Annotated in this window: 10 protein-coding genes; 2 read left to right on the top strand and 8 right to left on the bottom strand. The window is 62.1% G+C overall.

Going from position 1 to position 13627, the window contains the following annotated elements:
* Positions 1-18 precede the first annotated feature (18 nt).
* The 3 genes from A0257_21665 to A0257_21655 form a co-directional block, all read right to left on the bottom strand.
* On the bottom strand, positions 19-246 hold the full coding sequence (locus A0257_21665) for a hypothetical protein (GenBank protein ID AMR29444.1): 228 nt from the start codon (positions 244-246) through the stop codon (positions 19-21).
* A gap of 9 nt (positions 247-255) precedes the next feature.
* Positions 256-540, bottom strand: a complete 285-nt coding sequence (locus A0257_21660; GenBank protein ID AMR29443.1) for a hypothetical protein — start codon at positions 538-540, stop codon at positions 256-258.
* 151 nt (positions 541-691) lie between these two features.
* Entirely contained in the window at positions 692-1084 is a 393-nt protein-coding gene (locus tag A0257_21655; GenBank protein ID AMR29442.1) for a hypothetical protein, read from the bottom strand.
* On the opposite strand from A0257_21655, the gene A0257_21650 reads away from it, so the two are divergent.
* Together A0257_21650 and A0257_21645 are read left to right on the top strand one after the other, a co-directional pair.
* Positions 1079-1273 carry a hypothetical protein gene (locus tag A0257_21650; protein AMR29441.1) on the top strand — a complete coding sequence of 65 codons (195 nt, stop codon included), beginning with the start codon at positions 1079-1081 and terminating at the stop codon, positions 1271-1273. The two genes, A0257_21655 and A0257_21650, sit on opposite strands and share 6 nt — an antisense overlap.
* Positions 1274-1905: 632 nt before the next feature.
* Positions 1906-2727, top strand: coding sequence for a hypothetical protein (locus A0257_21645; GenBank protein ID AMR29440.1), 822 nt, complete (start codon positions 1906-1908; stop codon positions 2725-2727).
* 80 nt (positions 2728-2807) lie between these two features.
* On the opposite strand, the gene A0257_21640 is transcribed toward A0257_21645, so the two are convergent.
* The 5 genes from A0257_21640 to A0257_21620 all read right to left on the bottom strand — a co-directional run bounded on the left by A0257_21640 (position 2808) and on the right by A0257_21620 (position 13033).
* Positions 2808-4217: a hypothetical protein gene (locus tag A0257_21640; protein AMR29439.1), complete on the bottom strand. Its 1410-nt coding sequence runs from the start codon at positions 4215-4217 to the stop codon at positions 2808-2810.
* Between the two features lie 45 nt (positions 4218-4262).
* Positions 4263-6371 (bottom strand): alpha-glucosidase, encoded by a 2109-nt coding sequence (locus tag A0257_21635; GenBank protein ID AMR29438.1) that lies wholly within the window; start codon positions 6369-6371, stop codon positions 4263-4265.
* Positions 6372-6416: 45 nt separating this feature from the next.
* Positions 6417-7796, bottom strand: a complete 1380-nt coding sequence (locus A0257_21630; protein ID AMR29437.1) for a hypothetical protein — start codon at positions 7794-7796, stop codon at positions 6417-6419.
* A 500-nt stretch (positions 7797-8296) separates the two neighbouring features.
* Positions 8297-9901: a hypothetical protein gene (locus A0257_21625; protein ID AMR29900.1), complete on the bottom strand. Its 1605-nt coding sequence runs from the start codon at positions 9899-9901 to the stop codon at positions 8297-8299.
* 54 nt (positions 9902-9955) lie between these two features.
* Positions 9956-13033 carry a SusC/RagA family protein gene (locus A0257_21620; GenBank protein AMR29899.1) on the bottom strand — a complete coding sequence of 1026 codons (3078 nt, stop codon included), beginning with the start codon at positions 13031-13033 and terminating at the stop codon, positions 9956-9958.
* Between the last annotated feature and the right edge of the window lie 594 nt (positions 13034-13627).

The following is a 13627-nucleotide window of genomic DNA, read 5'->3' as shown; positions in this document are numbered from 1 at the left end:
AATAGAGAGGGTAATAAGCTACGCCTGGGCGGTGGGCAACACCTGGGCAGGGGAGACAACGGGGCTGGCCGCCGGCACCGCAGCTGGCACCGCGGGCGGAGAGTAGTCGGCCTCCCAGCCATCGGGCGACATGGTGGCGTCGGCTTCCTGGGCAATGCGCAGGGCGGCCGGGCTCACGCGGCCGGCGGCCGGGCTGCTGGCCGCCCGCGGCAGGCCAGCCGCGTTAATGCGGGGGTAAGAACGCATGACGCTGACCTATAACCCGCGGGCGGCAGAGAGCCGCCAGCCGTTGTTCACACGTTGCGAGCTGGCCACGAAAGCGGCGGGCGCGCGGTCGCACCCGACCAGCACCGCCCTGCCAAGCAGGTGCGCGGGCCCGCCTTTTTTGGTTATGAAAAACCGCTCGATGGCGGCCGCAATGACGGCATCCGCCGGGTAGTCGGCCGTGACGGACGGCGCGAAGGTTTGCAGGGTTTGCATGGGAAAAGGAAGAAAGAGCAGGCCGCTGCCGGCCAGGGTGGGGAAGTAAGCAGGCCACAAAATTCCGCCCGGCCGCCTGGCAATACCCTGACGATTATTGCCTCGCTACCTGACATTTGTCAGGTAGCCTTACCCCCGGTGGCAGCCCCTGGCCCGCCGGCGGCGGAAGCCAGCACAGCGAAAAACATCGCGGGCGGAGAGGCTGCCCCGGCTAGTCGGGGCGGGGCACTTTCCGGCCGTCGGCCAGCAGCGTGATGGTGCGGCTGAGGGCGGTTTCGCAGGTGGCCATCTCGTAGGTGAGGTCCCCGGTCCGGACATTGGTCACCTCAATGGCGCGGCAAAAAATACGGGTGGGGTAGTACGTGGTCAGCGTGTGCTTGATGGGGAGCGAAAGCGCACTGAGCGCCATATCCTGGCCCGTGGCCTCCACATCGCCGTTGCTGCTGAACCTGACCAGCCGGCGGGTCTGGCCCAGAGTGTAGCTGGCCTGGTACCAGTCCTGAAACCGGCGCCAGCTCACCTGCTGGGCCTGCGGATAGTGCTGAAACATCGCCCCATAGGCCAGTGGCGGCACTTTTTCCACTGCCAGGGCCTGCGCATGCACAGCGTGGCCCGGCACCAGGGCCACCCAAAGCAACCCGAGGATTTTCAGGGCTGCGCCAACAGGTTTTTTCAGGACGCGGCGGGCTTCCGGTTGGCGCGGTGGCCCCGCTTGCGGCCGCGCTACCACGGCCGGGCTATTCGCGCGGGTGTGGGGCGCGAAAATGGGGTAGCGGCGGCCAGCCGCGCCTAACAGCCGACGCAGTGGGGGCCATTTTAAGGAAACAAAACATCGTTGGAGAGAAAAAGCAGGCCATCTAAAAGTAGCTGCGCCTACCCCCTCTTTTTATGACAAAAGTCATCCGTAAGAGATGACTTTTGTCAGGTGCTGCCGCCGTAGCCCAGGTTGCCGACCAGCCGGATATTGACCTGGTGCCGCTGGCCGGGCGGGGGCTAGCCGGCAAGTGGCTGCTTTGGCAAGGAGCTTATTCAGCAGTTGATAAGTACCCGTTAGTAAATAATTTAGGACTTACGCAAAATGGTTAACAGCCCACCCGGTCACGGGCACTAAGGGTAGATGGACATGGACAGCTTCGCAAACGTGGCGTCGCGCAGCGGGTCGCGGGTGTGTCCCGCTGCGCGACGCCACGCCATCGTCGGGCCCCTACCCCGCGCGGTGCGCCGGGCAGCGCGGCGGGAGCCTGGCCCGGCAGCTTTAGCCGCCGACACCCGGCGGATTTCACCGCGGCGAGTGCAAGGCTCCGCCGGCGTGCTGGCCTTTTTGCTGATTAAAATCAGGTACTTAGCTGATAGTGCGCATGGTGGCCGGGCCGGCGCGCCCGGTTCTTTGCGGGCAGTCTCGCTTTTTCCCTATCCCCCTGCCGCATGGCGCTCTCGCTGCTGGTGCTCACCGATTTTTTTCAACCCGCCGACCACGCCCTGGCCTACGCCGACGCGCTGGCCGGGGCCATCGGCGCGCGGCTGGTGCTGCTGCACATTCGCCGCAACTCGCTCCTGGACCCCGAGCACCTCACCGGCCAGGTAGATATGCTCAGCCAGGAGACAATCGACCTGGCGCTGGAAAGCCTGACGCGCGAACTGACCGCGCCCGTGGTGGCCGAAGTGGCGCACGGCCAAGTGGCCGAGGCCGTGGCCGATGCCTTGCGCCGCCACCAACCCGCGCTGGTCGTGCTCGGCCACCGCGACACCGACGCGACGCCCGACGCGCTGGTGTCGAGCGGTGCGCTGGCTATCCTGCGCACCGCCCCGCAGCCCCTGCTGCTGGTGCCCGCCCACGCCAGCCCCATCATCCCGCATCGCGTGCTCCTGGCCCTTGATAATGAACCATTTAGCCTGGGCACGCAAGCGGACCTCGCCCGGCATTTGTTTGAGGCGCTGGCTGCGGAGATGACCATGCTGCACGTTGGCCCCGATGAAGCGAGCGCGACGGCCGGCACGGCCGCCGCCCGCGAGGCGCTTGTGCGCACGGGCCTCGCCCGCGACCTGCCGGCTGGCCTGCGCACCCAAAGCCTGGTGCACGCCACGCCGGCGGGTGGCATTTTGCAGGTGGCAGCGAGCGGCGGGTTCGACTTAGTGGTGCTGGTGGCGCGCCCCCGCGGCTTCCTGAGCGAACTGTTTCACCGCAGCGTAACGACGCATGTGCTGCTGCACAGCCCGCTGCCCGTGCTGGTGCTGCCGGCCTCGTAGCCACCTGCGGGCGGGGCGGCAGCAGCTTGGTAAGGGCTGTTACGCAGTCGGCGTCGCCCTCCGCGTAACTGCTCTAAGACTTACTTTTTCAGCACCACGTAGCCGTAGGGGGGTAGGGCTACCTGGCTGCCCACGGTGTAGGCGCCGCCTTGCAGCGCGTTGGTCCAGGTGGTGTTGGCCAGGGCCGGGGGCACCGTGTACGTAATGGGCGCGTTGCGCACGTTCACCAGCACCAGGGCCTGGTCAGTGCCCGCCGTTTTGGTGAAGGCGCACACGTCGGCCGTGCTGTAGGCTACCGGCGTGCCGTGCTGGAGCGCCGGGCTGGCGGCGCGGGCCGTAAGCAGCTGCTGGTAAGCAAGCTTCACGTCGGAGTGCGCGCCCCACTTGATTTTCACCGTGGTGAAGGGGAACGTAATGGGCGTGGTCATGCCCGCCTCCTGGCCATTATACACGAAAGGCACGCCCTTGAAGCACGACGCCACCACGAAGGCCGACATGGCCCCCGCGTTGCCGCCGTACAGCATGACCGGCGTGCCGTCCGAGCCGTTCACGTCGTGGTTGGTGGTGTAGCGCACCACTTGCTGCGTGGTAGCCGCGCCCACATACTCACTGGTATTGAGGGTAGTGAAGGTGGTAGCGGCCCCGCCGCTGCCGTACACGCTGCGTAGGCCGCCGTAGAAGCCAAAGCCAAAGTTGTAGTCGAAGCCCGACGTGAAGTTGCTGCTATTCGTGCCTTCGGCCAGCAGCAGCAGCTTGTGGCTCCTGATGTTGCGCAAAGTGTCGATGGCCTGCACCCAGAAGCTGGCCGGAATCGGGTCGGCGTAGTCGCACCGAAAGCCATCAACGTTGGCCGTATAGACCCACGATTTCATGGCCGCAATCATGGCCAGGCGCATCGAGGCATTGGTGAAGTCGAGCTGGGCGACGTCAGTGTAAGTAGTATTGGGCGGGGGGAGGATGTTGCCGGCCCCATCGCGCAGGTACCAGTCGGGGTGCGCCGTTATCCAGGCATTGTCGAAGCTGGTGTGGTTGGCCACCCAGTCCAGCATCACGGTCAGGCCGCGGGCGTGCGCGCCGTCCACCAGTGCGCGCAGGTCAGTGAGCGTTCCAAACTCGGGGTTCACGGCCAGATAGTCCTTCACGCAGTAGGGCGAGTTCACCGATTTTACTACCCCCACCGGATAGATAGGCATGAGGTACAGCACGTTCACCCCAACGGCTTTAATAGAATCGAGCCGCGCCGTGACGCCCGCAAAGTTGCCGCCTTGGCTAAAGGCGCGCATATTGACCTGGTAAATCACCGCGTCTTCGCGGTTGGGCACGCTGGCGAAAGGGGTGCCGTACTGCGCCGGCGCGGGCGTAGTAGTAACGGGCGGCGGGGGCGTGACGGGGGTCGGCGGCTGCGGGTCAGCGGCCTTGCAGCCGGCCAGCAGGCCGGCGGCCAGCGCTAGCGTCAGCGTTTTTTTCAGGATATTCACGGCAATTAACATCGGATAGCTGGGTGGGGGTAGGGAAGGCGAAAAAGGGCGGCGGCCTTACTTAGCCGACACGGGTTTGAAGCTGATGGCCGCGCCGCCGCCCGGCGCGAGCCGCAGCGTAAGCGTTGATTTGCTGGTAACTACCTGCCGGGTAATCTGGTAGGCGGCGGGGTTTTTCTGCCAGTCGGCGTCTTTGGCGTCAGCGTAGATAGTGGCTTCGTAACGCTGGCCGGGGGTTAAAAAGTCCAGCTTAACGGGCTGCGTACGGGCATTTTCGTCGGTAATGCTCCCTAAGTACCACTCGTCCTTGCCCTTGGCCTTGCGCACGGTGGTGATATAATCGCCGGGCTCGGCGGCCAGGATGCGGGTGTCGTCCCAGTCCACGGGCACGTCTTCGATAAACCGAAAAGCGTCGGGGTGCGCGTCGTAGTTTTCGGGCAAGTCGGCGGCCATTTGCAGCGGCGAATACATGGTCACGTACAGGGCCAGCTGCTTGGCCAGCGTGGTGCGCACGCTGTGCTTGCCGGTGGGCTCGAAGTTTTGCAGCTTGAAGATGCCTGGCGTGTAGTCCATTGGCCCGCCCACTAGGCGCGTGAAGGGCATAATCGTCTCGTGCTCGGGCGGGCTGCCAATGCTAAAGGCGTTGTACTCGTTGCCGCGGCCCGCCTCGCCCGACAGCCAGTTGGGGTAGGTGCGGTGCAGGCCGGTGGGCCGCACGGCCTCGTGCATGTCAACCGTGACGTGGTGCCGGGCCGCCATCTCGGCCACCCGCACGAAGTGGTTGCTCATCCACTGGCCGTCGTGGTGCTCGCCCCTGGGAATGATGCGGCCCACGTAGCCGGTTTTCACCGACGGGTAGCCGTATTTATTCATAAACTGATAAGCCGTGTCGAAGTGCTGCTCATAGCTGGTGGCCGAGCCCGACGTCTCGTTGTGCATAATCATCTGCACGCCTTTCGACTTCGCATAGTCGCTGATTTCCTGCACCTTAAAGTCGGGGTAGGGCGTCACAAAGTCAAACACCTGCTCCTTCCAGTTACCGAACCAGTCTTCCCAGCCCACGTTCCAGCCCTCCACGAGTACGCCCGGAATGTGGTGCGCGGCCGCGAAGTCGATGTAGCGCTTCACATTGGCAGTGTTGGCACCGTGGCGGCCGGTCGGGATGAGTTGGCCCTGGGCATTGAGCGTGTCGGCGCTGGCGGCGTATTTCCAGTCGGTGCGGCCGGTCTGCATCTCCCACCACACCCCCACGAATTTCATGGGCTTTATCCAGTCAGTAGCGGCCAGCTTGCCAGGCTCGTTGAGGTTGAGAATCAGCTTGGAAGCCAGAATATCGGGAGCCTTGTCGCTCACGATAATCGTGCGCCAGGGCGTGCGGCCCGGCGCTTGCAGAAACGCCTTACTACCCACCGCGTTGGGCACCAGCCGGGCCGTGAGGCAGTGGCTGACTCTATCAACGTGCAGCTGCATGGCCGGGTAATTGACCTGCGCCGCCTCGTGGATGTTAACGTATAGCCCGTCGTCGGCCTTCAGCATCAGGGGCGTAGCCACGGCCTGCGGGTCAGGCGCGTCGCGCACGGCAATCATCGTCGAAGCCTTCACCTGGGCCGCGTTATCGACGGCGCTCAGGCGCGAATGCGTGTAGAGATACTCGTTGGTGTCGTAGTCGCCGGGAATCCAGAATGCCTGGTGGTCGGCGGGCAGGGCAAACTCGGTCAGCTCGTCGCTCACCACGAAATTGCCCAACGCCAGCTGGCGCGGAAACTCGTAGCGAAACCCTACCCCATCGGCAAACACCCGAAACACCACGTCGAGCCGGCGGCCGGGCGCGGCCGGCTGGCGCAGGTGCACCGTGAGCTGTTGGTAGTGGTTGCGGATATTTTTGACCTCGCCCCACACCGGCTGCCAGGTTTCGTCCACGTCCTTCACTTCGCTGCCCAGCAGCTTCAGCGGCCCCTCAAAGCCCTGGCCGCCCTGAAAAGCAATGCCCAGCCGCGAGGCATTCACCACCGGCTTTGCGCCGTAGGTGACGGCGTAAGTGGGCTGGCCGGCCGCCAGCGAAAACGTTAGCTTGACCTTGCCAAAACTGGCCGTGAGGGGGGTAGGCGTTTGCGCGGTGGCCGAAAAGCCGGCCATCAGCAGCAAAAAGAACAACTGTTTTTTCATGAGTTACGCGGCATTTTTTACGAAAGTACGCCCGGCCCTACCCCCCTACCGGCGGCTGGCGTTGCCAGACTGATTTCGTAAAACCACATACTGATACGGCTGCAAAGTGAGGGCGCTGCCCGGCGCGGGCACCGGCCCGGCAAAGGCGTTTTGCCAGGTGGTGCGGCCCAGGGCGGCGGGCAGCGAGTAGGTCATGGGAGCGTTGCGCAGGTTGGCCAGCACCAGCACCTGCTCGGCACCCAGGGTTTTAGTAAAAGCGCACACGTCGTCGGTGCTGTAGCTGGCGAGCTGGCCATTGCGCAGGGCCTCGCTGCCGTTGCGGAAACGTAGCAGCTGCTTGTATTCGCGGGTCACGGCCGGGTTGGGTGCCCAATCGATGGGTTTGCGCGGCCCCATGAAGGGCACGCGTTGGGCGTAGCCTATTTCCTGGCCGTTATAAATCATGGGCACGGCCTTCATGTAGGCGGCCACTACGAAAGTGGCCATCGCCCCGCGCTCGCCCTGAAACATCTCCTGCGGCGGGCCTTCCGAGCTGTTGATGTCGTGGTTGGAGGTGTAGCGCACCATGCGGGCCGTGGGCGGCGCGCCCCGGTACTCCACGGCATTGAGCGAGTCGAGGAGCTTGGCGCTCTTACCCTTAGCCAGAATCTCGCGCCGCATCACCTGAATAAACGGAAAATCGTAGTCGAGCTGAAAACCCGTTTGGAAGAAATATTTCTTCTTATCGCCCTCGGCCAGAAACAGCAGCTTATGCCCTTTGATGGACCGCAGGTTGGCCAGCGCCTCGGTGAAAAACGCCTGGGTAGGCCCGTCAGCGTAGTCAAAGCGGTAGCCGTCGATATTAGCCGCGAACACCCAGTAGCGCAGCGCGTTGGTCATGGCCGTGCGCAGCTGCGGGTTCTGGAAGTTGAGCTGCGCGATATCCTTCCAGTCAGGTATTGGGTTCATTACCTGGCCTTTAGCATCATGTACGTACCAATCGGGATGTTCTTTCAACCAGGCATGGTCCCAGCTGGTGTGGTTGCCCACCCAGTCGAGCATCACGCTCATGCCGCGGGCGTGGATAGCGTCTACGAGCGTGCGCAGGTCGGCGAGGGTGCCAAACTCGGGATTCACGGCCGTGTAGTTTTGCACCGCGAAGGGCGAATCGACGGCCCGCACCTTGCCAATGGGATAAATCGGCATCAGATACACCACGTTCACGCCCAGCGCCTTGATGGAATCGAGCCGGGGCAGCACGCCGGCAAAGTTGCCCGCCTGGCTGAAGCCCCGCATGTTGACCTGGTAGATGGTCGCGTTCTGGCTCGCGGGCACGCCGGCGAAGGGCCGGCCGTACTGGGCGGGGTCGTGGTAGGCGGACTGGCCACGCCCCGGCAGGGAGCCGCCCAGCAACGCCAGCAACGGCAGCAGAATTGATTTTTTCATGAAGAAGAAGTCGGGCAACGCGCCCAGTAGGATGCCGGGCTGCCTACCCCCTTCCAGAGCCAGAAGGGGGGGTAGGGAGCTCAACGAGTGATGGCCAGGCGGCAGGCGGTGATTTTATCGCTCACCTACGCTTGCACCAGGTACTTGGCTACGCTCCGGTGCCAAGGGCGTGAGAGGTAGTGACCGCGCCGGGCGACTGCCCCCCGCCAGCCAAGGAGCCAATTCCGATAGCCTTGCTAGAAACGTCGAGCGTAACCTGTGGGCGCTAAAAACAGCAACGGCCGAGGCGAGAACTTTCGGGCAGAAGTAAGTAAAGCACAAAGGCACGAAACTGCGAGGAAGTGTCCCACCGAACCCTGTTTGGTGCCTGGATTTACCGAAAAGCCGGGTTCACTGGTGCCGCGCGGCAGTCCCCAACCGCGCGGTTTTCCCCACCCGCTTTCTCCGTTTTTTCGCACCAGGCACCAAGGTTCGGGCTAGCATTAGCGCTACGCAAAAATCTAATAACCAGGGTTTTGTATTAACGTGGGATTAGCCACCACATCGGTCGAAGGCAGCGGGTAGATGTTACGCGTGTCGGCCACGGCCTTGCCGGCCGCTACCCCCCCTTTCCAGGGCCAGAGGTAGGTAGCGTTGGTGAAGTGGCCGAAGCGCACGAGGTCGGTGCGGCGGGTGCCTTCCCAGTACATCTCGCGGCCCCGCTCTGCCAGGATGAAGTCGGGGCTGGTGAGGTCGGCGGCCGTGATGTGGCCGTTGGTGCCACCGGCGGGGTTGTTGTAGGCGCGGTCGCGCAGGGCGTTCACGTAGGCTAGGGCCTGGGTCTGGGTGCCGCCCGCGCCGCCGCGCAACACAGACTCGGCGTACATCAGGTACACGTCGGCGAGTCGGAACAGCGGGAAGTCAGTGTCCACGAATGTGCCGGTGGGGTCGTGCCCCGCCGCGCCGGTCGAGGTCACGTTCTTCCACTTGGTCACGCCGTAGCCCTGGTTAAATTGGGTCAAATCGCTGATTTCCAGACTTTGTCCCGGCTGAAAGAACATGGCCCGGCTATCGGTGCCAGTGGCGGGGGCAGGGAACAGCAGCGGCAGGTTTTTGCGGGTGCGGTTGCCGGCCCAGCCGCTGCTGACGCCGTAGTTGCTCCCTACCATACTGCCGCCGATAGCGGCGTGTACCAGGTAGGTAGTGCCGCCGTAGCACTGCGATACCAGCCCATCGCTTTCAATGGGAAAGATAATTTCCGAGGCTGCCGTCACGTTGTTATCGGCCAAAAACAAGAGCCGGTACTCAGGGGCCAGCTTGTAGCCTTCGCCCAGAATTTTGTTGCAGTAGGTGAGGCAGTCGGTATAGCGGGCGGTGCCCGTGTACACTTCTGCGTTCAGGTAGAGCTTGGCCAGCAGCGTTTGGGCGGCGCCCTGGTCGGCGCGGCCGTAGGGACCCTGGCGGGCGGCTTTCAGCAGCGGCTCAATGGCTTTCAGCTCGCTCTCGATGTAGGTGAAGAGCGCGGCGCGGGTTGTTTGCTTGGGCAGGGCCTTGCTGGGCGCGTCGGCCTCGGTCACGAAGGGCACGTTGGCATACATGTCCAGGGCGTGGTAGTAGGCCAGGGCGCGCAGAAAGCGGGCTTCGGCGCGATCGAGGTGGGCGGCGTCGGCATCGGCCCCCGTGATGTTGCGGCTGCTCAGCTTGTCGTCGGTCGTTTCGCGGATAAACTCATTGCAGGCCGCCACTTCGTAAAAAATACGCGTGTAGTTGTTGTTAATCAAGTCGTTGCTCGACGACCAGGTGCCCGTGTTCAGCTCTTGCAGCGGGCCGCTGTTCCAGGCCACCACGGCCTCGTCGGTGGTCAGTTCCTGCAAATACCAGTAGGCACGCAAGTAGGAGGTTTCGCCCTCGTCCTTGCCCGCGCCGGCAAACACATCAGGCGAGCCCGTGGTGCCCTGGCCACTCAGGTTGAAGCCCGCGTAGAGCTTGGCCAAGACTTTAACATAGTTGGCCGGGTCGCTGTACACCGATTCGGTGTTGAGGTCATAAAAAGGCGAACGGTCGAGGTCTTTGGTACAGGCCGACAGGCCGCCGGTGAGCAGCAGCGTGGCGGCGGCCAGCTTCAGACCACCGCGGCGAAATAGGGAGTGGGAATTCATATAGAAGTAGCGAAGAGGTGATTAAAAGCCAACGTTGAGGCCCAGCGTAATCGTGCGGGGCAAGGGGTAAAAATTGCTGTCGATGCCGAAGGCGCGCTCGGGGTCGAGGCCCGAGTACTTGGTCAACACCAGCAGGTTTTGGCCAGCCAGCGTGAGACGCGCGTTGGTGCCCTGCCGCAACAGGCTGCCAAAATCGTAGCCGATGGTCACGTTTTGCAGGCGTACGAAGGAGGCATTCTCCAAATAGTAGTCGCTATAGGGCTGGCCGGTCTTGAAGCCGGTAGAGTAGATGTTGGGCACTACGTTGGCCGAGTATTGCAGGCCCGTATTCAGGCCGTAGTAGTTACCCTGGCCCGCGTTCACGTTGTTGTACACGTAGTTACCGATATTGGAACGCACCGTGAAGGCCATGCTAACGTGGCCGTAGCTTAGGTTGGAGCTGAAGCCCAGGATGGCTTTGGGCGCGGGGTTCTTGCCATACACCTTGTCGCGCTCGTTGATAATGCCGTCGCCGTTCTGGTCCACATACTGGGCGGGGGTAGGGCTAGCCGTGGGACCTTGCAGCGGCTTGCCATTCTCATACTTCTGCTGGTACAGGAAGAAGGTGTTGGGCGCATAGCCCACCGCGTTTATCTGCGCGAACTGGAAGTTACCCAAGTCGCCGGTGGGCGTGCCCAGGTAGGTAGGGTCCTGCACCTGCGTGAGCTTGGTAATCTTGCTGCGGTTCATGGTCGCGTTGAAATTCACCGACCAGTTCAGGCGCTCGCTCTGCACTAGGTTGTAGTTCAAGGCAAACTCTACCCCCTTGTTTTCGAGGCTGCCGATGTTAGTCAGCAGCGTGTTGGACAAGTTGCTACCCGCCGGCACCGGAATAACGGCCAGTAGGTCATCCGTCTTGCGCAGGTACACGTCGATGGTGCCGGTAAGGCGATTCTGAAAGAAGCCGTAGTCCAGACCCACGTCGTAGGTCGTGGTCTGTTCCCACTTCAGGTTCTGGTCGTAGGCGGCCGGCCGGTAGGTGTACACCGTGTCCTTGCCAAAAATCTGGCGCACCTGACCCGACCCGATGCCATACTTAGCCAAGTAGGGATAGTCGCCGGCCACGCCGGTGATGTCCTGCTGACCCGTAATGCCATAGCTGGCTCGCAGCTTCAACTCCGACACGGTGCGCGAGTCAGCCAAAAAGGCCTCCTGGTTGATGCGCCAGGCCACCGAGGCCGCCGGGAAGTTGCCCCAGCGGTTAGAAGGGCTGAAGTGCGACGAGGCATCGCGCCGGAAAGTGCCCGTGAACAGGTAGCGCTGCTTGAAATTGTAGTTCAGGCGGCCATAGAAAGACAACAGCGTATATTGAGTTTTATACGGATTTTGGGCTGGGGCGGTGGGGTCAAGCCGGGTGTCGGCGGCCGTAAGCGGGAAGTAGAACGGGCTGTAAGTGAAGAAATCCTGGTACGAATAACCGGCCAGCGCCTCCAAGTGGTGGTCGCCTATCTGCTTGGTATAGTTGAAGTAGGTTTCAAGCAGCTTGTTGTCCTTCTCCTGCCGATACTGGTTATCCTGACCCTGAATGTTGTACGCAATCGACGACGTGGCCGGAATCGAGACCGTGCCCGCGCTGCGCGACACGTCGTAGCCCAAGTTAACGTTGGCGTGCAGGTCGGGCAGAAAGTGCAGCTTGTAGTCCAGCTGGATGTTGCCGATGCTGCGCTTCACCGTGCTGCGGTCGCGCTTGTCGTTGAGCAAAGCCACCGGGTTGCGGTCGGTGAGGGGGTAGGGATTGGTGCCGTTGGCCGGGTCAAGCCACTCAAAGTAGCCGTTGAACTTGCTGTTGCCGCTGTAAATGGGCTGCGTGGGGTTGAAGCGCACCGCGCCGCCAATAGCACCCTGGTCGGCGAAGCGGTTATCGGTCCAGGTGCCTTTTACGTTGATGTTGATACGCAGGTGGTTATCCCACAAGCTGGGCGACAAGCCAACCGAAACTGAATTGCGGCGCAGGTCGCCGGTGCGCAACGTACCCTGCTGGTTGAGGTAGCCAACTGAAACCCGGTAGGGCATGTTCTTGGCACTACCCGTAAGGCTCACGTTATTGTCCGTGGTCCAGGCCGTTTGGTAAATGGCGTCCTGCCAGTCGGTATTGGCCGTGCCCAGGTAGGCCGCGTTGCCGGCCGGAATAGTACCGGCCGCGATGGCCTGAGTCATCAGCGTGCGGTAGGCATCGGCGCTCAGCACGCTCACTTTGCCATAATTGTTAGCCCGCGACACCTGCGAGCTGACGTTCACGCGCATCTTCTCGCCAGCCACCCCTTTCTTGGTGGTAATAATGATGACGCCGTTCGACGCCCGTGAGCCGTAAATGGCCGTGGCCGACGCATCCTTGAGCACCGTAAAGCTCTCAATATCATTGGGGTTGACCAGCGACAGCGGGTTGCCCGCGCCACTAATTCCCTGGTTATCAACCGGCACGCCGTCGATAACGATGAGCGGGTCGTTGCTGGCGTTCAGCGACGAGCCGCCCCGAATGCGAATAGTGCTGAGCGCCCCAGGGTCACCGCCTCCGGTCGTTATCTGCACCCCCGCCACTTTGCCCTGAATGAGCTGGTCGGCAGAAGTAACCTGGCCCTGCACGAAGTCCTTGGCGGTCACAGTAGTTACCGAGCCAGTCACATCCTGGCGGCGGGTGGTGCCGTAGCCCACTACCACCGCTTCGTTAAGGGCGGTGGCGTTTTCGGCCAGCTGCACGTTCAGCGTCGCGTCCTGCCCGGCCACGCTCGTTATCTGGCGGCGCTCGGTGGTGTAACCCACAAAGGAGATGACCAGCGTGTGCGGCCCAGCCGGCACCCGCTGAATGGAAAAAGTACCATCGGCGTTGGTGCTGCCACCTAGGGTCGTGCCCTCTACAATGACCGTCACGCCCGGCAGGCCCTGGCCCTTGTTATCCACTATCCGGCCGCCGATGGTGCCATCGGCTACGACCGGCACCGACCGGCCAGCGGGGGGTAGGGCAGCGGGCAGACCACCAGGCAAGGCAATCGTTGCGAAGGTAGTTGCTGAGGCAGCAAGCCCCGGCGCAGCGAAGGCAGCGTAGATTGGGCTGAGGCCCAGAGTAGCCAAAAAGAGCGCACCAGCGAGGCGCCGACTAGTCGGCAAAAGCGGTAGGAGTACCGGCATGGGTGGGAAATTAGGTGATGAAAACAGCCTGCTTGCCTAGCCAAAGCTACGGCAAGCGTAATCAAACCCAGCCCTAAGAAGCGGGTTGGATAGAACAAAGGAATTGTCCCTCTCAATCAACTAAAATTCGTCAAAGCCATATCAAGAAAAAATACTCGTTACCTAAAGTTATTTTTTTGAAATACAGCTGATTACTTCAGACACTTGGGTTGCAAAATCAAGGTCAATTCTACCCGAAAGTCGGCTAATCTAGCCTTTATATCGTGCTGCACTCCTCTTCCCTACCCCTCAGTTTGCCCCTGTTGAATAACCACTCATCTTTGGCCTAATCATACTTGCTCCCCAAATAAAACATGGACTGGAGAAGCCCCGAAACGGCTTGGCTGGGTAACGCGTCCTGTAATTACCGGGTGCTGATTGAGAAGTCTGCCAAGCTGACTTCTGCTGGTTAATGGCTCCCCTACCCCCTCGCGGGCAGGCGGGCAATCATGGCAGCTACCTCAGCCATTTGGTAACAGCCACCGTGCC

This window comes from Hymenobacter psoromatis, assembly GCA_001596155.1.
Taxonomy (GTDB): domain Bacteria; phylum Bacteroidota; class Bacteroidia; order Cytophagales; family Hymenobacteraceae; genus Hymenobacter.
The sequence above is the reverse complement of the archived record's forward strand: the minus strand, read 5'-3'. Positions and strand labels throughout refer to the sequence as shown.

Bases quoted from the DNA above. Each gene is read 5' to 3' on its own strand.
- A0257_21645 (AMR29440.1), top strand. From the start codon at position 1,906: ATGGCGCTCTCGCTGCTGGTGCTCACCGATTTTTTTCAACCCGCCGAC.
- A0257_21630 (AMR29437.1), bottom strand. From the start codon at position 7,796: ATGAAAAAATCAATTCTGCTGCCGTTGCTGGCGTTGCTGGGCGGCTCC.
- A0257_21650 (AMR29441.1), top strand. From the start codon at position 1,079: ATGCACAGCGTGGCCCGGCACCAGGGCCACCCAAAGCAACCCGAGGAT.
- A0257_21635 (AMR29438.1), bottom strand. From the start codon at position 6,371: ATGAAAAAACAGTTGTTCTTTTTGCTGCTGATGGCCGGCTTTTCGGCC.
- A0257_21665 (AMR29444.1), bottom strand. From the start codon at position 246: ATGCGTTCTTACCCCCGCATTAACGCGGCTGGCCTGCCGCGGGCGGCC.
- A0257_21640 (AMR29439.1), bottom strand. From the start codon at position 4,217: ATGTTAATTGCCGTGAATATCCTGAAAAAAACGCTGACGCTAGCGCTG.